We start from the raw sequence: 23,262 nt of genomic DNA on the forward strand, positions 1-23,262 counted from the left end.
GGAATCCGCATGGAACCGCTCGAAGTTCTGCCCAGAACCGCCCTGAGCCTGCTGCGCGAAGACGCCGGCATGTCGTTCATGGAGTTCGCGCTGATTGGTGCGCTGGTGGTGGTCGTAGCCCTTCTTCTGCTGCTCGCCTTGCGGCGCAGTGCCTGAACACGGGGAGCCCGCCATGCAGGAACTCAACGCTGTCCTGGAACTGCTCGCGATGCTGGCGACCGACATCCGCATGCTGGCGCTCTTCGCGCTGCTCGGCGTCGCGGCTGTCAGCGACTGGCGCTCCTATCGCATTCCCAACTGGCTGACCTTCGGCGGCGCGTTCTTCGCCCTCATCTACGGAACGCTGGCGGCACGCACGCCCACGTCCGGTGCACTGGCCGCCTTCGGTGGCCTGGGCGTGGGCTTCGCCGCGATGCTGCCGTTCTATGCGGTCGGGATCATGGGCGCGGGCGACGTCAAGCTGATGGCGATGACCGGGGCCTTCCTGGGTCCCGAGCAGACGCTGATGGCCGTGCTCTTCACTTTCATCGCGGGCGGCGTCGCAGCGCTGGCCTTCGCGATCCATCGCCGCCGCCTGGTCCACATGCTTGGCAACGTCAAGGCCGCGGCGCAGGGCATGGTCATTTCCAGCATCGTGGGCGTGCGGCCCGACGGGCGCCTGCAGGAGGGCCAGTCCGTGGGCAAGTTGCCCTATGGCCTGTGCATTGCGGCGGGCACGGTGGTCCAAGTGCTGGCGCACCAGCTGGGCTTTGTCTAGCTCCTACATGTTTCATCTGTGGCGGAGGTTCGTATGAAGAACATCAAGGCGATCGGGCTGATCTTTCTGGCCCTGCTGTTCGGGCTGGCGGCCGCGGTCTACGCGACCGGCTGGGTCTCGCGACAAAGCGGCATCGCGTCCAACAAGGTCGTGGTGGCGGCGGTCGACATCGACCTGGGCAGCCGCGTCAACGCGCAAATGCTGTCCACGGTCGACTGGCCCAGCGGCTCGATACCGAACGGCGCTTTCAGCGACATCAAGGCGCTCAACGACCGGGTGGTGAAGGTCGGCGTGTTGCGCGGCGAAGCGCTCATGGAGGGCAAGTTGGCGCCGGTGGGCACGCAGGGCGGGCTGTCGGCGGTGATCGCCAGCGGCAAACGGGCCATGACGGTGCGCGTCAATGACGTCGTCGGCGTCGCCGGCTTCGCGCTGCCGGGCAACTACGTCGACGTGATGGTCAACGCCCAGCAGGACAAGGGGCGCGGCGAAGACGGGCTGCAGATCAGCAAGACCGTGCTCGAGAAGGTGCTGGTGCTGGCGGTGGCCCAGGAGGCCAATCGCGACGACACCAAGCCGAAGGTCGTGAGCGCCGTGACGCTCGAGCTCTCGCTCGAAGACTCCGAAAAGCTCGACCTGGCACGCAGCGTGGGCACCCTGTCGCTGGTGCTGCGCAACCAGATGGACAAGACCACGGTCGCCACCCTGGGCATTACCAAGGGACAGCTGTTCGGCGAGAAGAAAGATCTCGTGCCGGTCTCCGTCGCAGCCGCACCGGCCCGTCCGCGTGCACGGCAGGCAGGTCCCGCCACGCCGCGAGCCTCCGAGTGCGTGGAAGTGATCCAGCACGCAGGCAGCTCGCTCACCTGTTTCTGATCGAACGCCAGGAGGAACACCAAGTGCGCCCACTCACAACAACCATCGCCCGTCTGCTGGCGACCTTCGCGACAGTGGCGACACCCGCCATGGCCGCGGATGTCGTGGCAACCGCCCCGGTCACGGCCGCCGCCATGCCTGCGCCTGCCGCACTTGCTGCTGCGGCAGCGCCCGCAGCCCCGGCCAGCCGGCGCTGCACCGCCATCATTCCGGACGACCAGCCGACGCACGCCATGCTCGGCAAGTCGGTGGTCATTCCGCTGAAGGCGCGCGTCGTGCGCATCGTGGTCGGCGGGCAGCCGCAGGGCCGGTCGGCCGCGCCAGCGGCGCCGGCGCAGCCCGCAGCAGCGATGCCGGCGCCCACGACGAACGTGGGCGACGGCGTGGCCGACATCGAGGTCACGCTGCTGAGCCCGACCGACCTGTTCTTCCGCGGTCGCCAGGCCGGCTCGATGAACGTGGTGCTGCAAAGTGCCGACGGCACCTGCTACATCAAGGACGTGATCGTCACCGTCGATCCCGGGGCGCTGCAGGCCAAGCTGGCCGAGCTGATGCCCGAAGAGCGCCGCATCCGCGTGCGCAGCGCCGAGCGCTCCATCGTGCTCACCGGCGAGATCAGCGACGCGCTGAAGCTCGACGATGTGATGAGCCTGGCCTCGGCCTACGGCGCCGAAGGCAAGAAGGTGGTGAACCTGCTGCGCGTCGGGGCCCCTCAGCAGGTGATGCTCGAGGTGAAGATCGCCGAGGTCAGCAAGACCCTGCTCGACCGGCTGGGTGCGCGCATCGGCATCTCGCGCATGAGCGGCGGCGGGCTGCACAACTACTCGCTGATCTCCAACTTCCTGAGCGCAGGCGGCGGCCTGGTCGAGGCGCTGCGCATCGGCCGCGGCGTGGTGACCATCGACGGCCAGAAGGACGACGGCCTGGTGCGCATCCTGGCCGAGCCCAACATCATGGCCATCAGCGGCCAGCAGGCCAGCTTCCTGTCGGGCGGCAAGATCTTCATTCCGGTGGCGCAGAACGGCGGAGGCACGACCGGGAGCACCATCACGCTGGAAGAAAAAGAGTTCGGCATCGGCGTCAAGTTCATGCCGACGGTGCTCAACGGCGACCGCATCAATCTCAAGATGGTGTCCGAGGTGTCGGACCTGTCGCAGACCGGCTCGCCCTTTACCACGGTCGGGGGCGTGACATCCGTCGTGCCTTCGCTCACGGTGCGGCGCGCCGATACCACGGTGCAGCTCAACGACGGACAAAGCTTCGTCATTGCCGGGCTCATCAAGAGCAACGCGACGGAGGCCATCAAGCGCTATCCGGGCCTGGGCGAAGTGCCGGTGATGGGCGCGCTGTTTCGCAGCACCGAGTTCCAGAACGAACAGACCGAGCTGATGTTCGTGATCACACCGCGCCTGGTGCGACCGCTGGCCGAGTCGCCGCGCGTACCGACCGACAACCACGTGCTGCCCAGCCGCGCAGAGATCTATCTCAACGGGGCCCTCGAAAGCAGCACCCCGGCCCCGGCCGCCCCGGCCAGCGAAACCCCGTGAGGAGCCCCGCCATGTTCATTCGATCGACACCCCTCGTGCTCGCATGCCTCCTGGCAGCAGGCTGCTCGAGCGTCACGCCCCACTACGACGCGCGCTTCGGAGAAGCCGTGCGCGATGCCAGAAAGAAGATGACGCTGAACCCGAACGCCGGCAAGAACGGCGATCCGGTCACGGGCATGGACGGCCGCGCGTCGCGCGAGTCGATGCATCAGTACCACGAGTCCTACAAGTCGCCGCCGCCGGCAGTCAACGTCATCAACATCGGTGGGCAGATCGGCGGCCAGGGCGGCGGCTCGGGGAAATGAAAGACCGCGATCTTGCGGACCTGTTTTGCAACAGCTTCCTCATGGAAAGGAGAACGCCACGACACGCATGACATTCGATTCCTTGTTTTTTCAATCTGATTTTCTGTAGTCCATCCCTTGAAAGGAAAGAGCCATGAACAAGTTTTTCCAAACCATTGGTCAATCCGTGAGCGGTTTGCTGCGCGACGAAGAAGGCGCCCAGGTCGTCGAGTACGCGCTGATCATTGCGGTCGTTTCGATCGCGCTGGTTGTTGCCTTGAGAGCCCTCACCACAGGGACCACCTTCTCGGGCTTCATCGCTCGCGTCAATACGTGCCTGACCTCGACGGCGCCGAACGCCTGCATCTGAAACGTGTTGGGAGGGCGGAAGACGGTGGGCTTTTCCTCGAGGCTCGCTTTCTTCCGCAATTCCTGATGTCTTTGCGCGACTTTCCACCACAACGAAACGGGGTCATCACCATGTTCAAGACCTTGCTGACAAACGAAGACGGCGCCCAGGTGGTCGAGTACGCCTTGATCATCGCCGTCATTTCCATCGTGCTTGTGATCGCGCTGCAACCGGCGTCGATTGCGACAAGTTTCGACACCGTGGTCACCCGTGTGGCCGATTGCCTGGCTGGCAACGGTTGCGCGTGACGCACCCGGCATCCTCTTTTTCATCGTCCAGACCGAGGACCGATCATGAAAGCCCGTCGCTCCCCCCGCCGCCAGCGCGGTGCAATGATCGTCACGGCTGCGCTGCTCCTGTTGTTCCTGCTCGGCTTCATGGGCATTGCGCTCGATTTCGGCCATTTGTTCATCGTCAGGACCGAGCTGCAGACGGCGGTGGACAGTTGCGCGCTGGCCGCGGCGCGCGAGCTCGACAAGGCGAATTCGGCTATCACTCGGGGCAAGAGCGCCGGCCAGACGGCTGGCAACGCGAATCGGGTGAACATGCAGTCGGCCACCTGGGGCGGGCAGGGCCAGATCGTGGCCACTGAAGTCACGTTCCGCGACGCTTCCTATGCGCCCACGATCGATCCCGCCGCGGCCGTCTACGCGCAGTGTGCACACAGCCAGCCCAACATCAAGATGTGGCTGATGCAGGTCATCGGCGCCTTGTCGGGCGATACCGTCGGCAACCCTGCGACACGCAGCGTGGCGGCGAGCGCGGTCGCCACCCGCGCGAGCGCACAGACCGCATGCCCCATTCCGGTCGGGGCGAAGCCGAAGCCGGGCGGCACGGCGCCGAACTACGGCTTCATCGTCGGCGAATGGGTGACGCTCATCATGGCGCAGAACGCGGCCGTGGGCGGCCAGATCGGCTGGGCCAACCTCGACGGCAGCAACAGCGCCTCGGAAACCGAAGCCGAGCTCAGCGGCCGCTGTGGCGCCAAGGTGGGCGACACGATTGGCACCCCCGGCGTGCAGACTTCGGTGGCCGACGTCTGGAACCAGCGCTTCGGCATCTACAAGAACAGCAGCGATCCGAGCATCGTGCGGCCTGACTACACCGGGTACGCCTACACCCCGCTCAACTGGCCCGCGCAGTTCAATGCCTATAGCGGCCCGCCCCCTGGGGTGCCCGCGGGCGCCCAGAACTTCCTGGCCAAGCGGGCGGCCTTCGCTTCGTGCGCCGACACCGGCACCAAAGTGAACGGCGCGAACAGCTGCGAATCGATCACCGGGCTGTCGCTCAACAGTTTTCAGAAGCTGGCCAATCCCGGCAACGTGGCCGGAGGCCACATGCAGTACGGCATGGACCGCCGCTTCGTCACGGTGCCGGTCATCGACGGCGGCAACCACGTGATCGACTACCTCTGCATGTTGATGCTGCAGCCGCTGAGCATTCCGATGACCGACACGCAGCTGGAATTCCTCGGCAACGCGGGAGCCGCAGGCAGCCCCTGCACCACCAGTGGACTGGCCGGTGGATCGGCAGGCCCGTTGGTTCCGGTCCTGGTGAGGTGAGCATCATGAAAAATTCCCGTCGCACCCAGCATGGCACCGCACTGATCGAGCTGGCGCTCATCACGCCGCTGCTGCTGCTGCTGACCTTCATCACCACCGAGTTCGGCCGTGCGGTGTACGAGTACAACACGGTCGTCAAATCAACCCGCGACGCGGTGCGCTACCTGTCGGTGCAGACACCCAACACGCATGTCGCCGAGGCGCGCAACCTGATCGTGTACGGCAACACCGCCGGCACCGGAGCGCCGCTGGCGCGCGGGCTGAGCCTCTCGAACGTGCCGTCCGGCAGTTGCTGCACCTGGCAGGCGGCCGGGGCGAGCCCGATCATCACCACGGTCACGGTGCGCGTCAGCAGCTTCACCTTCCATTCGCTGTTCCCTTCGGTGATCGGCGTGGTCTTCGCCAATGCGAACGGCGACATCGTCTTCAGCGACATCACCGCCACCATGAGGGCTCCGTCATGAGACACCACCACGTCAACGGCGCGACCACCGTCGAATTCGCCCTGGGCCTGCTCATCTTCCTCATGCTCGTTCTGGGCATCGTCGACTTCTCGCGCATGCTGTTCACGTGGAGCGCGGCCCAGGAGGCCACGCGCGCGGGAGCCCGGTATGCGGTGGTGTGCGACGACACCGCCTACCAGGCCCAGGTGCTCGCTCGGATGCAGGCGCTGCTGCCACAGATCAACACGGTGTCGGTGACGTGGGAGCCTTCGGGCTGCACGGCTGCCACGTGCCAGGGTGTCACCGTCGGCATCACCGGCCTGAACTACCAGTGGATTTCTCCCATCGTGGGCGCCGCTGGGCCGCTGATCCCCATGCCCGAGTTCTCCACGTACCTGCCGCGCGAGGTCATGCGCAAGGACCCGAACAGCGCGGCCATCTGTTCCTGACAGCACACCGGACACGACCATGAAGATCGCCATCGTTTCTCCCAATCCGAACCACCTGCAGGACATGCGCAAGGTGCTGGAGCCGCGCGGCCATGCCGTGTCGCTCTTCGAAGGCGGCAAGAGCCGGATGCAGGCGGTCGTCGAGAAGGTCGCGCCCGACCTGCTGCTGGTCGACGGCATGTGCTGCGACCCGCAGGAGCTCTCGCTGGTGGAGGCGCTGACGCTGCGGCATCCGTCGGTGGCGGTGGTGCTGCTGTGCGCGATGCAGACGCCCGAGTTCCTGATCCACTCGATGCGCGCGGGCGTGCGCGAGGTGCTGCCGTCGCCCGCCGACGCCGCCGCGCTCGAGGCCACCGTCGATCGCATCGCGCTCAAGATGGCCGGCTCGCAGACGCGCAGCCCGGGGCGGGTGGTGGCGTTCATGCCCTGCAAGGGCGGCAGCGGCGCGACCTTTCTTGCGACCAACATCGCGCACCAGCTGTCGCGCGAGCGCTCGGTGCTGCTGATTGACCTGAACCTGCAGTTCGGCGACGCGCTGTCGTATGTGAGCGACCTGCGCCCGACCGCGACGATGGCCGACGTGGCGCGCGACATCGGGCGCCTCGATGCCTCGCTGCTCGCAGCGAGCGTGGTGCGCGTGTCGCCGAGCTACAGCATCCTGCCCGCGCCCGAGGACCTGGCGCGCGCGATGGACGTCAAGGCCGAGCACATCGATGCGATTTTGCAGGTGGCGCTCGCACAGTACGACTTCGTGATCTTCGACCTCGGTACGCGCATCGACACGCTCACGCTGCGCGTGCTCGACCGCGCCGAACGCATCTTCCCCGTGCTGCAGACCAGCCTGCCGCACATCCGCAACGTGACGCGCCTGATGCAGGTGTTCAAGTCGCTCGGCTACGGTCCCGGCAAGGTCGAACTGCTGGTGAACCGCAGCACCGGCGGCGGCGAGATCGGGCTGTCCGACATGCGCCGGTCGCTGCCAGGTGCGACGTTCACGGCCGTGCCGGACGGCGGCAAGGACGTCGACGCGTCCATCAACCGCGGCGTGCCGCTGGCGGAGATGTCGCGCGGCAGCGCGCTCGCCAAGCGCCTCGACGAGATCGCCCACACGCTCAGCCCGCGGCCGGAGGTGACACCCGGCTTCATGGGGCGGCTGTTCCGCCGTGCCTGAGACGCAACGGATTCCCATCAATACCCAGGCGGAGGTGCCAACCATGTCATTCAGGGACCAACTCAATGCGATCGACGGCGATGCCGGGGCGCGGCCGGCGGGGCCGGTCCTCGAGCTGACCGCGTCGCCCTTCGCCTCGGACACCTACAAGCAGCTGAAGGAACGCATGCACCTGAAGCTGCTGGAGCGCTTCGACCTGGCGGCGCTCGAAACCCTGCAGCCCGACGCGCTGCGGCAGGAAATCTCGACCATGGTCGGGCGGCTCCTGCAGGAAGAGCCCGAGGCACTCAACGACATCGAGCGGCGCACGCTGATTCGCGACATCCAGCACGAGATGCTGGGCTTCGGGCCCATCGAACTGCTGATGGCCGACCCGACCGTGTCGGACATCCTGGTCAACTCGCCGGACCAGATCTACGTGGAGCGCAGGGGCCGGCTGGAGCTGACCAACGTGAGCTTCACCGACGAGAAGCACCTGCTGCGCATCATCGACAAGATCGTCTCGCTGGTCGGGCGCCGCATCGACGAGTCCAGCCCCATGGTCGATGCGCGGCTGCCCGACGGTTCGCGGGTCAACGCCGTCATTGCGCCGGTGGCGCTGGACGGGCCGATGATGTCGATCCGTCGCTTCGCGAAGATTCCGCTGCGCATGAACAACCTGGTGGGCGACCTCAAGTCGCTCACGCCGCCGATGGCGCAGATGCTCGAAGGCCTGGCCCAGGCCAAGGTCAACATGCTGATTTCGGGCGGCACCGGGGCAGGGAAGACCACGCTGCTGAACATTCTCTCGGGCTTCATTCCGGAGACCGAACGCATCATCACCATCGAGGATGCGGCCGAGCTCCAGCTGCAGCAGCCGCACGTCGCGCGCATGGAGACGCGGCCGATGAACATCGAAGGCAAGGGCGAGATCACGCAGCGTGCGCTGGTGCGCAACGCGCTGCGCATGCGGCCCGACCGCATCGTGATCGGCGAGGTGCGCGGCGCCGAGGCGGTCGACATGCTGCAGGCCATGAACACCGGCCACGAAGGCTCGCTCACCACCATCCACGCCAACACGCCGCGCGATGCGCTGGCGCGGCTCGAAAACATGATCGGCATGGCCAACCTGAACCTGCCGCATCGCACGGTGCGCCAGCAGATCGCCTCGGCGATCACGGTGGTGGTGCAGGTGCTGCGGCTGGTCGACGGGCGGCGCAAGGTCACCAGCATTCAGGAGATCACCGGCATGGAGGGCGAGATCGTCACCATGCAGGAGATCTTCACTTACCACCAGACGGGCATGGGCCCCGACGGCCAGGTGCGCGGTCATTTCCATGCGACCGGCGTGCGGCCGAAGTTCATGGAGCGGCTGCATGCGTTTGGCGTGGAGCTGCCCGACACCATCTTCGATCCCGAAAAGCACTACGAATAGGAGCTCGCCATGTTCGACAACCTGGGTGGTGACACGCTGATCACGGTCACGGTGCTGGTCTTCGTGACCGCGCTGCTCATGATCGAGGGCTTCTACCTGCTGTGGCGGTCCTACAAGGGGCCCGACGCGCGCAAGATCGAGAAGCGGCTGCAGGCGATGTCCGCCGCGATCGACCGCACGCCGCAGGCCCATCTCGCCAAGGAACGCATGCTCAGCGACGTGCCCTGGATGCAGCGCCAGTTGCTGGCACTGCCGCGGGCGCACCGGCTGGACCGTTTCATCCTGCAGGCGGGGCTGGACTGGACGGTGTCCAGCTTCCTGCTGGCCTGCGGTGTGCTCGGCGTGTTCGCGTTCTGCGCCGTGTGGGTGGCGCGCCAGCCGGTGGTGCTGGCGCTTGTGGCCGGGGCCGTGGCGGCAGCGCTTCCTGTCTTGTACCTGCAGCACAAGCGCAGCCACCGGCTGGAGCGTCTCGAAAAGCAGCTGCCGGATGCACTGGACCTTGTGACGCGCGCCCTGCGTGCGGGCCACTCCTTTGCCAGTGGCGTGCAGATGATCGGCGAGGAAATGCCCGAGCCGATCGCCAGCGAGTTCCGCCTGGTGGCCGACGAGGTGAATTTCGGCGTCTCGCTGCAGCAGGCGCTGACCAACCTCAGCGAGCGCGTGCCGCTCACCGACCTGCGCTACTTCGTGGTGTCGGTGCTGATCCAGCGCGATTCGGGCGGCAACCTCACCGAGGTGCTGGGCAACCTGAGCCGGCTGATCCGCGCGCGCTTCAAGCTGCTCGCGCGGGTGCGGGTGCTGTCGTCCGAAGGGCGGCTGTCGGCCTGGATCCTGGGCATCATGCCGTTCGCCCTGGCGGTACTCATGAACATCTTCAATCCCGAGTTCATGTCGCCGCTGTGGACCGATCCGATCGGCCAGTCGGTGCTGCGCTACATGCTGGTGCTGATGCTCGTGGGCATCGTGCTCCTGCGCAAGATCGTGAAGATTCGCGTCTGAAGGAGAAGCGCCATGGCCCTGCTGTTCCCCATCCTGGTTTTTCTGTCCGTGTCGCTGACCGTCATCGGCCTGGCGGCGTGGCTGTCCCCGACGCGCACCGCGCAGCGACTGCAGGCGGTGGCGCCGTCGTCCGGCAAGTCGGCCTGGACCGAGACGGCCGTCAAGCTCGTCGGCCCGTTCGCGCAGCTGTCGTCCCCGACCGGCGACGCCGATCTGTCGCCGCTGCGCGTGCGCTTCCTGAACGCCGGCATCCGCCATCCGGATGCGTACCTTGTCTACTTCGGCCTGAAGACGCTGCTGCCGCTGGGCTTCGCGGCTCTCGCGTTCGTTGCGTTGCGCGCGGCGGGGGCGGAGGGCGGCATTGACATGCTGCTGTGGCTCGCGCTGGCCGCGCTGGTCGGCTGCTACCTGCCCAACCTGGTGCTGCGCCTGCGCATCCGTGCGCGGCGCCGCGAGATCTTCGAGAACTTTCCCGACGCCGCCGACCTCATGCTGGTGTGCGTGGAGGCGGGGCTCGGACTGGACGCGGGGTTGGTCAAGGTCACCGAGGAAATCAAGATCAAGAGCCAGGCGCTCGCACAGGAGCTGCACTGGACCAACCTGGAAATGCGCGCCGGTGGCACGCGCGAGAAGTCGCTGCGCAACCTCGCGTTGCGCACGGGCGTGGAAGAAATAGGCACCTTCGCGACCATGCTGTCCCAGGCGGACCGCTTCGGCACCAGCATCGGGGAGTCGCTGCGCGTGTTCTCGGACGACCTGCGCCACAAGCGCCAGGTGCGCGCCGAGGAGCTGGCGGCGAAGGTGCCGACCAAGATGCTGCTGCCGCTGGTGCTGTGCATCTTTCCGTGCATCTCGATGGTGATCCTGACGCCGGCGGCGATCCGCGTGATCCGGATGATCGGGCCGATGCTGAGCGGCGGGCAGCTGTGAGCGGGCGCGCACGCGGCGCGCCGCGTGCGCCGCTGCAGCGGATCAGGCCGCCAGCGTGTCGAGCTGGTGCTTGATCGCGTAGATGTACAGCTCGAGCCGGTTCGTGACGCCCAGCTTCTGGTAGATCGCGCAGAGGTGGTTGCGCAGCGTGTGCTCGGCAACGAAGGCGCGCTCGGCGAGCGCCTTGTTGGAGGCGCCGCAGCCCGTCGCGACGATGCGGATGATCTCGCGCTCCTTGTGCGTCAGCGTGGCCTGCCGCGCCGCGTCGGGGTCGGCCTTTGACGGCTTCTTCGCCGCCGTGAGCTCGGAGAAGACGCGCCCCATGGTCTGCGCGTCGACGCAGAGTTCGCCGCGGAACACGCGCTCGATGGCGTCGAGCAGCTGTTGCGCCGAGGCGTCCTTGCCCACCACGCCGCGCGCGCCGCGCAGCACCGCCAGGTCAAGCGTGCGCTGCTCTTTCTCCGCCGTCAGCACCATCACGCGCGACACCTCGTTGGCCAGCAGCCGGGGCAGGATGTCCAGTGCGCTGTGGCCGTCCAGGTCGAGGTCGAGCACGATGACATCGGGTGCGAGGCTTTGCGCCGTGGCCACCGCTTCGTCGCAACAGCTGGCCGTGCCGACGACCTTCATGCGCGGCTGTTCGCCGTCGATCAGCTTGGACAGGCCCCACAGCATGGTCTTGTGGTCGTCCACGAGCAGGACGGCAATAGGGTGGTCAAGGTGGTCGAGGGTTTGCATGACGGATTTCTCCTGTGTCTGCGGCGCGGTCAGATCGGGATTTCGATCCGCACCGCCGTGCCGCCGTTCGCGCATCGGTCGACATGCGCCTGGCCGCCCAGGGCCGTGGCGCGCTCGGTGAGGGAGCGGGGGTGGAAAGCGGTGAAGCTTTCCTGGCAGGCGTCGTTCTCGATGCACAACGCCAGCTGGCCGTTCTTGCAGTCGATGCGCACGCTGCCGTGGCGCGCATGGGTGTGCTTGCAGATGTTGTTCAGCCCTTCGCTCACCATCTGCAGCAGCTCCGCGGTCACGCGGTCGTCCAGGTGCAGCGGGGCGTCGATGGCCATCACGATGTCGATGTCGATGCCGTACAGGCCCTTGATCCGCGCGGCCTGGCGCTCCAGGTGGGGCCGTACGAGCCCGCTGGGATCGTCGGCGCCGTGCCTGACTTCGCCGGCGTAGCGGCGCAGGTCGGCGATCACGCCGTCGGCCACGTCCGCGAGCTTGTCGAGGTCTTCGCGCAGCGGGTTGTCGGCGGTGGCGCGCTTGCGCAGCGCGCACAGGCCCATGCGCAGGCCGATGTAGGGCTGGATGGCCGTGTCGTGCAGGTCGAGCGCGATCTTCAGGCGCTCGGTCGACGCGGCTTCCGAGGCCATCCGGTCGAGCACCTCGATGGTCTCGATGACCGGGAAGATCTGCGCCATGAGGTGCGCGAGGAACAGCGCGTCGGACTTGCCGAGCCGCCCGTCGCGCGACGAGATGAACACCCGGCCTTCACCCAGGCGCATCGGCAGTGGCGCGCTGATGAAGGCGCGGGCCTCCAGCAGGGCGGCGATGGTGCTGCAGCGCTGCGCGCCTTCTGCGTCGTCAGCGCGCCAGGCGGTCGCGCCCGCCTCGAAGACATGGTTCTGCGCGCGCAGGTGGTTCAGCGGCCAGGGCCGGCGGTGGCTCAGCACGATGCTGTCGGGCGCCAGGGCCATGAGCGGCGATGCCGTGAGGCGGCCGATGGTCTCGATGCGCACCTGTTCGCAGGCGTCGTCCTCGCGCAGCGTGCGCAGCAGCCACGTGCCCGTGGCGCGGTCGCGCGTCAGCAGGATGCAATGGCTGGCCCTGAAGAAGGCCAGCGTGCGTTCCATCGTGCGGGCGATGGTGCGCCCGGCGCCGAAGCGCGGGTTCGACAGCTGGCTCACGTCGCCCAGCAATGCGAGGCGCCGTTGCAGCGCCAGCTTGGAGCCGCCCCAGTACACGATCATGTGCCCGAGCGCCAGCAGGAAGGCGGTGCGCATCAGCAGCTGCGGCATGTCGTCGGTGCCCGTGGCCAGCCCGCAGGCGATGAACGAGGCGACCGACGCGATCGTCACGCGGGCGCCTTCCTCGAAGCCCCAGCGGAACGAGGAGGTGAGGATCGCGAAGAAGTAGAAAAGGAAGAACAGGCTGTGGGTGCCGTCGGTCACCGCGAGGATCAACGTGAACCACAGCACGTCGGACCAGTGGATCGCCTTGCCCTGGAAGTAGGGCCGCCCCACCGCCGTGCAGATGTGGATCAGCAGGCTGTGAAGGATGTAGCCGAGGAAGGCCAGCCAGACGGCCGCGGGGACCTGGTTCCGGCTATCGGCGGCGTCGACCGTGATCGCCAGCAGGGCCGAAATCGACAGCACGAGCCGCATGCGTCCCACCATGAGCGCGTCCGCCGCCAGGCTGGCGTCGATGCTGGGGGCGGGGCCGCGCACTTGCATGGAGATGCATCCTGTGCATGAACCATGTCAGGCACCGCGAGAGATCGCAGTGGAGACGACGAAGCCTGGCTGTGACAGCTTGGAATACATTTTTCTTACCTGAGACCACAACGTGTGACGAGTTCACATTACTACTTTTGTGTTCAGAAGCAATTGAAATCGCATTCCATTAACGTTTGGTAACTATATTTGCATTAGATTGCATGCAGATAAATCGGCGTCTGCACAGGGGCGGCGAGAGGGCATGGCGCAGGCGGGGGAGGCCGTGGAGAGGGCGAGGTACCTCGCCGGGGCGTCCGCCTGTCGTGCGAAGGCGCAGACCGTGGGGTAACCCGGTCACGCGTTGAGGCTGCGAATTTCGCGCGGCCTCAGGGCAGGAAAAGCAGCATCCCGTAGACCGCAAACAGCATCAGGTGCATGAGCCCCTGGATCGGCGACGTGCGCTGCCCGTTGAAGCTCAGCAGGCTCAACACCGCCGTCACCGCAAACAGCAGCGTTTCCGCGCCCGAGATGCCCATGAGCACCTGCTTGCCCGTGACCAGCCCGATGATCAGCACGGCCGGCACCGTGAGCCCGACGGTCGAGACAAAGGCGCCCAGGCACAGGTTGATGGCGCGCTGCATCTCGTTGTTCATCGCGGCGCGCACGGCGGTGATCGACTCGGGCGTGAACACGATGATGGCGATGAGCACGCCGCCCACCGCAGCAGGCGCGCCGGCCGCGGCAATGCCGTAGTCGGTGACCACCGCGAGGTAGTGCGCGAGCAGCACGATCGGCAGGATCATCGCGAGCAACAGCAGCGAACGAACGACCACGGCGCGCTTGTCCAGGCGGGTGTGATCCGCCTGCGTGGCAGGTGAGGGCGCGGTCTCCCGCACCGACATCTGCCCCGGCGCCGGCTGAATGAAGAAGCGCTGGTGGCTGCGCATCTGCATCCAGAGGAACGCGCCGTACAGCACGGCCATGAGCACCGACATGCCGATCGCCTGCACCGGCGTGAACTCGCCCGCGCCGGTCGTGTGGTTGGGCAGCACCAGCGCCGTGCCGGTCAGCAGCACGATCATCGACACGTAGGCCGTGGCGCCCTGCGCGTTGTATTCCTGGTCGCCGTGGCGGGCCGAACCCGCGATGAGGCAGATGCCGATGACGAGGTTCAGGATGATCATCATCACGGCGAAGATCGAGTCGCGCCCGATGGTCGGAAACTCGCCCGGGCCGAGCAGCACCGACGCGATGAGGATCACCTCGATCGACACGATCGACAGCGTCAGGATCAGCGTGCCGTAGGGCTCACCCAGCTGGTGCGCCAGGTGGTCGGCCTCGCGCACCACGCCGAACGACGCGGCCAGGATGGTGACGAACAGCGCAAGAAAAACGCAGCCGGCCACCACGGGACTGATGGGCGCGGCCAGCCATTTGTCGCCGAAAGCGACGAAGAGCCCGACCACGAGCCAGGCGGCGGCGATCAGGGCCCAGGTGGCGGGCGGCACCAGGCGTGGCGGGGCGCCGGCGCCTTGGGGCGCGGGAGGAGGAAGGTGCGAGGGCAGGTCGGCCATGAAGGACTTCGTGAGAAGTGAAGGGCCGTCCCTTGCAAGGTGGTGGTGTGCGAGGCCGAGGTCGTCCTCGGCCCGGCTCGCGCAGGGCGCACGAACGCAAAAATGATAGCAGGGAAACTGCGGGCGAGCCTTCTCAGCCGCCGCGTGCGCGCACCTGTGCTGCGTGCAGGAGGCGGGCGTTGTCTACCTTCTGCTTGGACAGGAGCCGCATCCTGTTGCAGCTCGAGCAGCGGTACAGGCGCAGCCAGGGCAACAGGCGCATCCACCCGCTGCGCGGCTGGCGATCCATGTCTTGCGGGTGGCAGGGGCAGGCGGAAACCGAGTGAGATGACGACATTTGTCCAATCGACCATGCAGTCCAGAACCCACCCTGACCGAGCTCTGTGGCTCTTCGGTTTCCTGGGGAATGAAAGTATTCATTCTTACGACAAATGTAAACAAGCACACTCACCTGTTCTGGGTATTCGGTGGGTTTTGAGAGGGAAACGGGCGGTGTCGCAGGCCCCGTTGTTCCTCGGTTTTTGTCTCAGACTGTTTCACTTCTGCAGTGCCTTTTGTGCACCAGTTCACAGGGCAGGACCGCCCAGTTCACCGGTGTAAACTGCCCGGTTTTCTCCCTCTCTCGCGGTATGGTGCAAGTGTCACGGCGCACAGGCTTCACGGGCTCGGCGCTCACTCGCTTGCTCGCTCAATTGAGCGACACCGACGTTCCCGAATCCAGGCAAGCCCTCGCGGATCGTTTGAGTCAGTGGTTCAGTTGGACCGATGCCATCTCCTTGTCAGCAGCTTTGGATTCCGATCTGGGCGTCGCCGTGTCCGGCGTCCGGGCGTCCGAGGGCGCCGAGGAGGCGCAGGAGTGCGCGCGCCTGAAGGCCGCGCTGGCCAAGGCCAATGCCGACGGCGGCGTGGCCTCGGTGCTGCCGGGCGCAAACGACGACTTTCCGCCGTACCGCCGCCGCTACTTCACGCGGCAACAGGCCATGGAAACGGCCATCGAACCGCTGCGTGCGCGCCTGCGGGCCCGGCTGGCGACCCGTTCGCCCGAGCTGGCCCGGCTGGCCGCGGTCGATGCCATCCTGGAACAGGTGGTGGGCGCCCGCGAACGCAGCCTGCTGGCGAGCGTGCCGGCGCTGCTGGAGAAACACTTCAAGCGCTTGCGTGAGGCCGCCCAGGCCACGCAGGACGCCAACCCCGACACCCCCCAGCCGCCACCGACCGCCGCCGGCGGCTGGCTGAACGTGTTCGGCCGCGACATGCAAAGCGTGCTGCGGGCCGAGCTGGACATTCGCATGCAACCGGTCGAGGGCCTGCTCGAAGCCCTTCGCGCCCGCTAGCCTGCAGCCCCCCAAGAGACAACAAGCTTCCCATGAACAGATTTTTCCATTACGCCGTCTTCCTCGTGGGCCTGGCCGTCGTGTGCTGGGTCGGCGCCAGCTACGTCGGCCACAACCCGCTGGCCCTGGTGATCACGGCGCTGATCGGCGCGTTCTATCTGATGGGCGCGCTGGAGCTGCACCGCTTCCACCAGGCCACCGGCACGCTGTCGCGCGCGGTGAACGACCTGTCGGCGCCGCTGACGAGCCTCGGCGATTGGCTCGCGAACCTGCACCCCTCGCTGCGCAACGCGGTGCGCCTGCGCATCGAAGGCGAGCGCGTCGGCCTGCCAGGCCCGGCGCTCACGCCGTACCTCGCGGGCCTGCTGGTGCTGCTGGGCATGCTGGGCACCTTCCTGGGCATGGTGGTCACGCTCAACGGCACCGGGCTGGCGCTCGAAAGCGCGACCGACGTGCAGGCCATCCGCAACTCGCTGTCGGCGCCCGTGCGCGGCCTGGGCCTGGCCTTCGGCACCTCGGTGGCGGGCGTGGCCGCATCGGCCATGCTGGGCTTGGCCTCGGCGCTGTGCCGCCGTGAACGCCTGCTGGCCGGGCAGGCGCTCGACACGCAGATCGCGACCTCGCTGCGCGGCCATTCGCTGGCGCACCGCCGCGAAGAATCGTTCAAGCTCATGCAGCAGCAGGCGCACGCGATGCCCGCGCTGGTCGACCAGCTGCAGGCCATGGTGGCCGCGATGGACCGCCAGAGCCAGTCGCTCAACGAACGCCTCGTCGCCAGCCAGGACAACTTCCACCAGAAGACCGAAGCTGCCTACACGGGGCTCGCTGCATCGGTCGATCGTTCGCTCAAAGACAGCCTGGCCGACAGCGCCCGCATCGCCGGCGAAACGATCCAGCCCGTGGCGAAGGTGATGCCCGAACTGGTCGGCCAGCTGCAGACCATGATGGCCGCGATGGAGCGCCAGACCCAGACGCAGAGCGACCGCCTCGTCGCCAGCCAGGACAGCTTCCACCAGAAGGCCGAAGCCGCGTACAGCGGGCTGGCCGCATCGGTCGACCGCTCGCTGAAGGACAGCCTGGCCGACAGCGCCCGCATCGCCGGTGAAACCATCCAGCCCGTGGCGAAGGTGATGCCCGAGCTGGTCGGCCAGCTGCAGACGATGATGGCCGCGCTGGAACGTCAGACCCAGTCGCAGAACGATCGCCTCGTCGCCAGTCAGGACCGCTTCCACGAGAAGGCCGAGGCCGCGTACAGCGGGCTGGCCGCATCGGTCGATCGCTCGCTGAAGGACAGCCTCACCGACACTGCCCGCATCGCCGGTGCAACGATCCAGCCCGTGGTCGAGGCGGCCATGCTCGGCATCGCGCGCGAAGCCGCGTCGTTGCAGGGCGGCATGGCGCAGGCTGTCGAACGGCAGCTCGAAGGCCTCACGGGCCGCTTCGAGGCCTCGACCGCCGGCGTCGCCGACACCTGGAAGGCCGCGCTGGCCGAACACGAGCGCGCGAGCGGTGCGCTGTCGAGCGACCTGCGCGGCACGCTCGAACGCTTTGCCGAAACCTTCGAGCAGCGCTCGGCCGCGCTGGTCGACGGCGTGTCCGCCCGCCTCGAAAGCACCGTGGGCAGCGTGTCCGATACCTGGGGCAGCGCGCTTGCGCAGCACCAGCGCGTCAGCGAAAAACTGTCGGGCGATTCGCACCAGGCACTTGCCGCTGCGGCCGCCACCTTCGAACAGCATTCGGCGTCGCTGCTGCGCACCGTGGGCGAAGCGCACACCAGCCTGCAGACCGAACTGGCCGCGCGCGATGCGCAGCGCCTGTCGGCCTGGAGCCAGTCGCTCGAAGCCATGGCCGCGTCGCTGCAGAAGGAATGGCAGCAGGCCGGCGCGCACACGCTGAGCCAGCAGCAGCAACTGAGCGACACGCTGGCGCAGGCCGCGCGCGATGTGTCGACGCAGGCCGAAGCACATGCCAAGCAGACCGTCGCCGAAGTCGCGCAGCTGCTGCAGGCCGCATCAGACGCGCCCCGCGCCGCCGCGTCGCTGCTCGACACCGTGCGCGAGGCGCACGCCAACCTGCAGACCGAACTCGCCACGCGCGACGCGCAACGCCTCGCGGCCTGGAGCGGCTCGCTCGAGACGATGGCCGCGTCGCTGCAGAAGGAATGGCAGCAGGCCGGCGCACACAGCCTGAGCCAGCAGCAACAGATGAGCGAGACGCTCGCGCAAACGGTGCGCGACATGTCGGCGCAGGCCGAGGCCAATGCCAAGCAGACCGTCGCCGAAGTCGCGCAGCTGCTGCAGGTGGCCGCCGAAGCACCGAAGGCCGCGGCCGACGTGATCGCCGAGCTGCGCCAGAAGCTCTCTGACGGCATGGCGCGCGACAACGACATGCTCGAAGAGCGCAGCCGCATCCTCGGCACGCTCGAGACCTTGCTGGGCGCGGTGAACCACGCCTCGACCGAACAGCGCAGCGCCATCGATGCGCTCGTCACGGCCTCGGCCGACATGATGGAGCGCGTGGGCAGCAGCTTCACCGAGAAGGTCGAGAGCGAGACCGAGAAGATGGCCGGCATCGCCGCGCAGATCACCGGCGGCGCGGTCGAGGTGGCGAGCCTGGGCGAGGCCTTCGGCTTTGCCGTGCAGCGCTTCGGCGAGTCGAACGACAAGCTGGTGGCGCACCTGCAGCGCATCGAAGGCGCGCTCGGCAAGTCGCTGGCACGCAGTGACGAGCAGCTGGCCTACTACGTGGCGCAGGCGCGCGAGGTGATCGACCTGAGCATCATGTCGCAGAAGCAGATCGTCGAAGACCTGCAGCAGTTCGCAAGCCGCCAGACCGCTGTGGGCAGCGAGGCCTGAGATGGTGCGCGACGAGATCGACCTCGACGCCGGCCTGGAGCCGACCGTCCCCGTGTGGGCGGTGTTCGGCGACCTGATGGCGGGCATGCTGGGCGCGTTCGTGCTGATCCTGGTGTGCGTGCTCGGCATGCAGCTGGATCTGGCGAGCCGCCTCGAAACCGAGGTGCAGCAACGCCGCGCCGAATCGCAGCGTCGCGAGGCACTCGAACAGGCGCTGGCCGGCCCGCTCGCCGCGGGCCGCGTGACGCTCAACAACGGCCGCATCGGCATCAGCGGCAGCGTGCTGTTCGCCTTCAACTCCGCCGACCTGCAACCCGGTGGCCGGCAACTGCTGAAAAGCCTGGCGGGCCCGCTGGGCGCCTACCTGAAGACGCGCGACGAGATCCTGATGGTGAGCGGCTTCACCGACGACAGGCAGATGCGCGACGGCGCACGTATGTTCGCCGACAACTGGGAGCTGTCGGCCCAGCGCGCGCTCACCGTAACGCGCGCGCTGATCGAAGAGGGCGTGCCCTCGTCGTCGGTGTTCGCTGCCGCGTTCGGCGCCGAGCAGGCCGTGGCCTCGAATGGCGATGCTGAAGGCCGCGCGAAGAACCGGCGCGTGGAGATGGCGCCGACGCCCCGGCCCAAGAACACACCCGACGCTGCGAAGCCCCGTGAGTAACGACACGGCGCCCGACGATCAGGTCGACGCCGTCGCGGCGCTCGACGCCTGGCGCGCGCGCGGCGACGACCGTTTCGACCCGGTGCGCTTCCGCTTCATCGAGGCGATGGCGCAGCGCGCGGCGGCACACGAGGGCGAGGCGCGGTGCCTGCTGGATGCGCGGCTGGCCAGCCTCATGGCGACCTACCGCGCCGATCTCGACAAGGTCGCGCCCGAGGCAGACGCACCGGCCGATGCACCGCTGCACACCGCGCTCGCAGAGCTGATGATGCACATCGCCCAGCTCGCGCCGCTGCCGCCTCCAACCGATGCGGCGGCGACTGACGGCGACGCCGTGCCCAGCCTGTCGACCGCGCCCGAGCTCAAGACGCTGAGCTATTTCCGCAGCACCTGGTCGAAGCTCGCCGCCGACCAACGCGTGACGCAATCGCTCGCCAAGGTGCCGAAGAACGCCGGCCCGCTCAACACGCACCACCTCGTGCAGCGCGCACTCACGCTGATGCGCGACCTGTCGCCGCAGTACCTGCAGCGCTTCATGGCGCACGTCGATGCGCTGCTGTGGATCGAGCAGGTGAACGCCGCCGCCGAGGCCGCGCGCGTGGCGCGCACCGAGAGCCCGCGCAAGAGTTCGCGCAGCCGCGCCGGCTGAAACTCAGCCCGCTGCGTCGTGGCACACGACGCACAGCTTGTTGCCGTCCGGGTCGCGGAAGTACGCGCCGTAATAGTCCGGGTGGTAGTGCGTGCGGAACCCCGGCGGGCCTTCGCAGCTGCCGCCATGCGCGAGCGCCGTGCGGTGCACCGCATCGACCATCGCCCGCGTGCTGGCGGTGAACGCCGCCATCTGTCCGTTGCCCGCATCGTGCGGCTGGCCGTCGTGGGGTCGGCAGATCACGAAGAAGGGCCGCGCGCGCCCCGCGCTGTGCCAGCCCGCCCACGGCTTGGCCGGGTCGCAGAAGCGGCGCTCCAGGCCGAGGCCGTCCATCACCGCGTCGTAGAAGGCCAGGGCGCGGTCGAAATCGGAGACGCTGAAGAAGACATGGGAGAACACGTCGGCTCCTTGTGAAGAGGATGAGTTGATGTCAGCGTGGCCAGAGCCACCAGGCCAAGCCAGCCGCGACCAGCACCCAGACGCCGATGACCAGGGCCATGCCGACTCGGCTCGTAGGCCGGCTACCCGTGCGCGCCATCCATTCTTCGGCACGTTCACGGCTGCGTGCGATGACCTCGGGCGGCAGCAGCCGCACCGCGAGCCAGATCAGCGCGGGCAGCAGCAGCACGTCGTCGAGATAGCCGAGCACGGGAATGAAGTCGGGAATCAGGTCGATGGGGCTCAGCGCATAGGCCACGGTGAACCAGCACAGCGCCTTCGGCAGCCACGGCGTGGCGGGGTCACGGCAGGCGAACCAGAGGGTGACGGCGTCGCGCTTGATGCGGCGTGCCCAATCCCGGAGGTTCAGCGTGCGCGCCAAGCCATCAACCCGCGCTGCGCGGCCCGAACATGATGATGCCCATGCCGACGAAGCACACGGCCACGCCGACCCAGTCGCTGGTGGACGGTGTCACCTTGTCCACCGCCCAGAGCCACAGGATGGCCACGCCGATGTAGACCCCGCCATAGGCCGCATACACGCGGCCGGCGGCGGTCGGATGCAGCGAGAGCAGCCACGCGAAGAGCGCCAGGCTCAGCGCCGCGGGCACCAGCAGCCAGATCGACTGGCCCTGCTTGAGCCACAGGTAGGGCAGGTAGCAGCCAACGATTTCCGCGAGCGCGGTCGCGACGAAGAGTCCGAGGGTCTTGAGCAGGTCCATGGCCGCCATTGTGGCGGTGGCCTGTCGATCTCAGGGCTGTCGTCCGGGCCCCGTGCCCGGGCGCGACGACGGCTCCCACACATCGGGCGTGGTGGCGACCAGCGACTTGAAGTCTTTCCACGGCCGCGCACCCGGCACGGTGCGCCCGCCGACGATCACCACTTTCGCGTAGGCCACCATGCGCTCGCGCAGGTAGCGGCGTTCGGACTCGGGCCAGGTCTCGATGGCGTGCGGCCCGCGCGACAGCACGATCTCCTTCACGCCGCGGATGCGGTTGTAGGCGGCCACGGTGCCCTCGAGCGATTCGGCACGGTCCCACAGGCCCTTGCCGAAGAAGGCGGCGGGCCAGCGGTCCATGCCCGCGAGCGTGGCGGAGTTCGGATAGAAAAGGATGTGATGGTCCGCCGCCATGCCACCGAGGAACAGGTTGCGGTCGGCCAGGTCGGGCGCATCGGGCAGGTAGCCCGCGCCACTGGCGAACGACGACAGCAAGATGGCCCCGCGGATGTTGCGCCAGCCGCGCGCCGGCGTGCAGTTGGGCACGGGCATGTCGAAGCTGCAGGCGGCCACGTAGTTGCGCGTGAGGGCCCAGGCGGTCGACATCGAGCCGCGCGAGTAGCCGCCGAGCACCAGCGGAATCTCGCTGGCCCTCTGGCCCGCGAGCAGGCGCCCGCGCGCGGCGTTGCCTTCGAGCAGTTGGCCCGAGGGTGTGAGCAGCCGCAGGCCCTGGCCGTGTTCGAGCTGCGCGAGCACGCGGAACACGTCTTCGCCTTGCTCCAGCGTGTTGGTGTCGCTCACGCCGCCAGACAGGCCTTCGCCGCGCCGGTCGTAGGCCAGCACGTCGAAGCCGGCACTGTTCAGCGCGTGCAGGTTCTCGCGCCACCAGCGCTGGCCCATGGCCTCGGTGGTGCCGTTGGGGAAAGACACCGGCACGGCCTTGCCGCTGGCGGCGTCGATGCGGTAGGCCACTTCGTCCGGATGCTGGAGGGCCGTGAGTTGCCCACCGCCGCCCGCCGCCATGACCGCGAGGGCGCGCACCTTGCGGCCGTGGCCGTCGTCCACGCCCGCGCCTTCGAGGTACCAGCCGCGCAGCTTGATCGGGTCGGTGAGCTTCAGGTCGAGCCGCTCGAAGGTGTCGCGCGGCACGGTGAACTCGACGATGTGGGTGCGCGCGTCGGCTTCGGCAATGCCTTCGCGGTAGGGCGCCTTGGCGAAGAAGGCGGGGCGACGGATCTGCTTCAGGTCGACCTTCGGGCTGTCGGCATCGATGCGTCCGGCCGGATCGACCGCTCCGGTCACGCGCGTGGCGCGCGCCTTGTTGGGCGGCAGCCAGCGCTGCATCTGCGCGTTCACGCGCGCGAAGCAGTCTGGCTCGGCCTTGCAGGTGCGCCAGCGCGCCTTGAGCTGGTCGTCGGTGAACTGGCCCACGTGGTAGTCGCCGCCCGCGTAATTGGTGGGCACGGGGTAGGCGCTCATGAGCACGGGCACGCACACGCGCGGGCCGCCGGCGTTCACGGCGGTGCCGGCCTGCGGCAGCAGGTAGCCGCCCACCCGCGCGTTGCGGTCGGCGCCGACCCAGGCGACGCAGTCGGTCTGCGGCGGCTTGCTGGCGGCGGCCTGCCGCTGCTCGGCTGTGCTGCTGGTGGTGCAGGCCGACAAACCCAGCAGGGCGCCCAGCAGGGCGCCCAGCAGGGCAAGCGAAAGGGTGGCACGGGAAGGGCGCATGAGGCAGGGAACGCTCGCGGAAAGAAGG

The 23,262-nt window shown here is 67.8% G+C and carries 25 protein-coding genes; 18 read left to right on the forward strand and 7 right to left on the reverse strand.

Translation table 11 applies throughout. The features are described from left to right. Positions 1-9 precede the first annotated feature (9 nt). The 14 genes from CY658_RS32740 to CY658_RS09665 all read left to right on the forward strand — a co-directional run bounded on the left by CY658_RS32740 (position 10) and on the right by CY658_RS09665 (position 10,838). Positions 10-156 (forward strand): hypothetical protein, encoded by a 147-nt coding sequence (locus CY658_RS32740; protein ID WP_180838903.1) that lies wholly within the window; start codon positions 10-12, stop codon positions 154-156. Between the two features lie 16 nt (positions 157-172). Beyond that, positions 173-757, forward strand: a complete 585-nt coding sequence (locus CY658_RS09605; RefSeq protein WP_101489887.1) for an A24 family peptidase — start codon at positions 173-175, stop codon at positions 755-757. A 33-nt stretch (positions 758-790) separates the two neighbouring features. Further along, entirely contained in the window at positions 791-1,630 is an 840-nt protein-coding gene (cpaB, locus tag CY658_RS09610) for a Flp pilus assembly protein CpaB (RefSeq protein ID WP_101489888.1), read from the forward strand. 89 nt (positions 1,631-1,719) lie between these two features. Next, on the forward strand, positions 1,720-3,177 hold the full coding sequence (locus CY658_RS09615) for a type II and III secretion system protein family protein (protein WP_101489889.1): 1,458 nt from the start codon (positions 1,720-1,722) through the stop codon (positions 3,175-3,177). Between the two features lie 11 nt (positions 3,178-3,188). Further along, entirely contained in the window at positions 3,189-3,482 is a 294-nt protein-coding gene (locus tag CY658_RS09620; protein WP_101489890.1) for a hypothetical protein, read from the forward strand. A 133-nt stretch (positions 3,483-3,615) separates the two neighbouring features. Then, positions 3,616-3,831 carry a Flp family type IVb pilin gene (locus tag CY658_RS09625; protein WP_101489891.1) on the forward strand — a complete coding sequence of 72 codons (216 nt, stop codon included), beginning with the start codon at positions 3,616-3,618 and terminating at the stop codon, positions 3,829-3,831. Then, on the forward strand, positions 3,795-4,118 hold the full coding sequence (locus CY658_RS33170) for a Flp family type IVb pilin (RefSeq protein ID WP_374221093.1): 324 nt from the start codon (positions 3,795-3,797) through the stop codon (positions 4,116-4,118). Before CY658_RS09625 ends, CY658_RS33170 begins: the two co-directional genes overlap by 37 nt. Before the next feature lie 84 nt (positions 4,119-4,202). Continuing rightward, entirely contained in the window at positions 4,203-5,432 is a 1,230-nt protein-coding gene (locus CY658_RS09635; protein WP_257884801.1) for a Tad domain-containing protein, read from the forward strand. Positions 5,433-5,437: 5 nt separating this feature from the next. Further along, positions 5,438-5,896: a TadE/TadG family type IV pilus assembly protein gene (locus tag CY658_RS09640; RefSeq protein WP_101490304.1), complete on the forward strand. Its 459-nt coding sequence runs from the start codon at positions 5,438-5,440 to the stop codon at positions 5,894-5,896. Then, the gene (locus tag CY658_RS09645; protein ID WP_101489894.1) at positions 5,893-6,324 is read left to right on the forward strand and encodes a TadE/TadG family type IV pilus assembly protein; all 432 of its coding nucleotides are present in this window, start codon (positions 5,893-5,895) and stop codon (positions 6,322-6,324) included. The genes CY658_RS09640 and CY658_RS09645 overlap by 4 nt, the downstream gene beginning before the upstream one ends. Positions 6,325-6,343: 19 nt before the next feature. Then, positions 6,344-7,495: an AAA family ATPase gene (locus tag CY658_RS09650; protein ID WP_101489895.1), complete on the forward strand. Its 1,152-nt coding sequence runs from the start codon at positions 6,344-6,346 to the stop codon at positions 7,493-7,495. A 43-nt stretch (positions 7,496-7,538) separates the two neighbouring features. After that, positions 7,539-8,909: a CpaF family protein gene (locus CY658_RS09655; protein ID WP_101489896.1), complete on the forward strand. Its 1,371-nt coding sequence runs from the start codon at positions 7,539-7,541 to the stop codon at positions 8,907-8,909. A gap of 9 nt (positions 8,910-8,918) precedes the next feature. Next, positions 8,919-9,908 (forward strand): type II secretion system F family protein, encoded by a 990-nt coding sequence (locus CY658_RS09660; RefSeq protein ID WP_101489897.1) that lies wholly within the window; start codon positions 8,919-8,921, stop codon positions 9,906-9,908. Between the two features lie 12 nt (positions 9,909-9,920). Beyond that, the gene (locus CY658_RS09665; protein ID WP_101489898.1) at positions 9,921-10,838 is read left to right on the forward strand and encodes a type II secretion system F family protein; all 918 of its coding nucleotides are present in this window, start codon (positions 9,921-9,923) and stop codon (positions 10,836-10,838) included. A 42-nt stretch (positions 10,839-10,880) separates the two neighbouring features. Here the strand turns inward: CY658_RS09665 and CY658_RS09670 are convergent, their stop codons facing one another. The 3 genes from CY658_RS09670 to CY658_RS09680 all read right to left on the reverse strand — a co-directional run bounded on the left by CY658_RS09670 (position 10,881) and on the right by CY658_RS09680 (position 14,847). Next, on the reverse strand, positions 10,881-11,576 hold the full coding sequence (locus CY658_RS09670; RefSeq protein WP_101489899.1) for a response regulator: 696 nt from the start codon (positions 11,574-11,576) through the stop codon (positions 10,881-10,883). Between the two features lie 29 nt (positions 11,577-11,605). Then, on the reverse strand, positions 11,606-13,291 hold the full coding sequence (locus tag CY658_RS09675) for a sensor histidine kinase (RefSeq protein ID WP_101489900.1): 1,686 nt from the start codon (positions 13,289-13,291) through the stop codon (positions 11,606-11,608). Positions 13,292-13,659: 368 nt separating this feature from the next. After that, entirely contained in the window at positions 13,660-14,847 is a 1,188-nt protein-coding gene (locus CY658_RS09680; RefSeq protein ID WP_101489901.1) for a calcium:proton antiporter, read from the reverse strand. 629 nt (positions 14,848-15,476) lie between these two features. On the opposite strand from CY658_RS09680, the gene CY658_RS09685 reads away from it, so the two are divergent. The 4 genes from CY658_RS09685 to CY658_RS09700 are packed head-to-tail and all read left to right on the forward strand — an operon-like array spanning position 15,477 to position 20,349. Further along, a complete protein-coding gene (locus tag CY658_RS09685) occupies positions 15,477-16,181 on the forward strand; it encodes a DUF3348 domain-containing protein (protein WP_101489902.1) in 705 nt (234 codons plus the stop codon). A 32-nt stretch (positions 16,182-16,213) separates the two neighbouring features. Further along, on the forward strand, positions 16,214-19,036 hold the full coding sequence (locus tag CY658_RS09690; protein ID WP_101489903.1) for a DUF802 domain-containing protein: 2,823 nt from the start codon (positions 16,214-16,216) through the stop codon (positions 19,034-19,036). Position 19,037: 1 nt separating this feature from the next. After that, positions 19,038-19,700, forward strand: coding sequence for an OmpA family protein (locus CY658_RS09695; RefSeq protein WP_180838904.1), 663 nt, complete (start codon positions 19,038-19,040; stop codon positions 19,698-19,700). Then, on the forward strand, positions 19,693-20,349 hold the full coding sequence (locus CY658_RS09700; protein ID WP_257884802.1) for a DUF2894 domain-containing protein: 657 nt from the start codon (positions 19,693-19,695) through the stop codon (positions 20,347-20,349). The genes CY658_RS09695 and CY658_RS09700 overlap by 8 nt, the downstream gene beginning before the upstream one ends. Before the next feature lie 3 nt (positions 20,350-20,352). Here CY658_RS09700 and CY658_RS09705 read toward each other — a convergent pair whose 3' ends face one another. From CY658_RS09705 to CY658_RS09720, 4 genes are read right to left on the reverse strand one after another with little or no spacing between them, the layout of a single operon-like run. Continuing rightward, on the reverse strand, positions 20,353-20,748 hold the full coding sequence (locus CY658_RS09705; RefSeq protein ID WP_101489904.1) for a VOC family protein: 396 nt from the start codon (positions 20,746-20,748) through the stop codon (positions 20,353-20,355). Positions 20,749-20,779: 31 nt separating this feature from the next. After that, positions 20,780-21,169 carry a YkvA family protein gene (locus CY658_RS09710; RefSeq protein WP_101489905.1) on the reverse strand — a complete coding sequence of 130 codons (390 nt, stop codon included), beginning with the start codon at positions 21,167-21,169 and terminating at the stop codon, positions 20,780-20,782. A gap of 4 nt (positions 21,170-21,173) precedes the next feature. After that, on the reverse strand, positions 21,174-21,509 hold the full coding sequence (locus CY658_RS09715; RefSeq protein ID WP_180838905.1) for a YnfA family protein: 336 nt from the start codon (positions 21,507-21,509) through the stop codon (positions 21,174-21,176). Between the two features lie 30 nt (positions 21,510-21,539). After that, the gene (locus CY658_RS09720; RefSeq protein ID WP_101489906.1) at positions 21,540-23,234 is read right to left on the reverse strand and encodes an alpha/beta hydrolase; all 1,695 of its coding nucleotides are present in this window, start codon (positions 23,232-23,234) and stop codon (positions 21,540-21,542) included. Positions 23,235-23,262: the final 28 nt, after the last annotated feature.

This window comes from Variovorax sp. RO1 (genome assembly GCF_002849325.1).
Lineage (GTDB): Bacteria > Pseudomonadota > Gammaproteobacteria > Burkholderiales > Burkholderiaceae_C > Variovorax.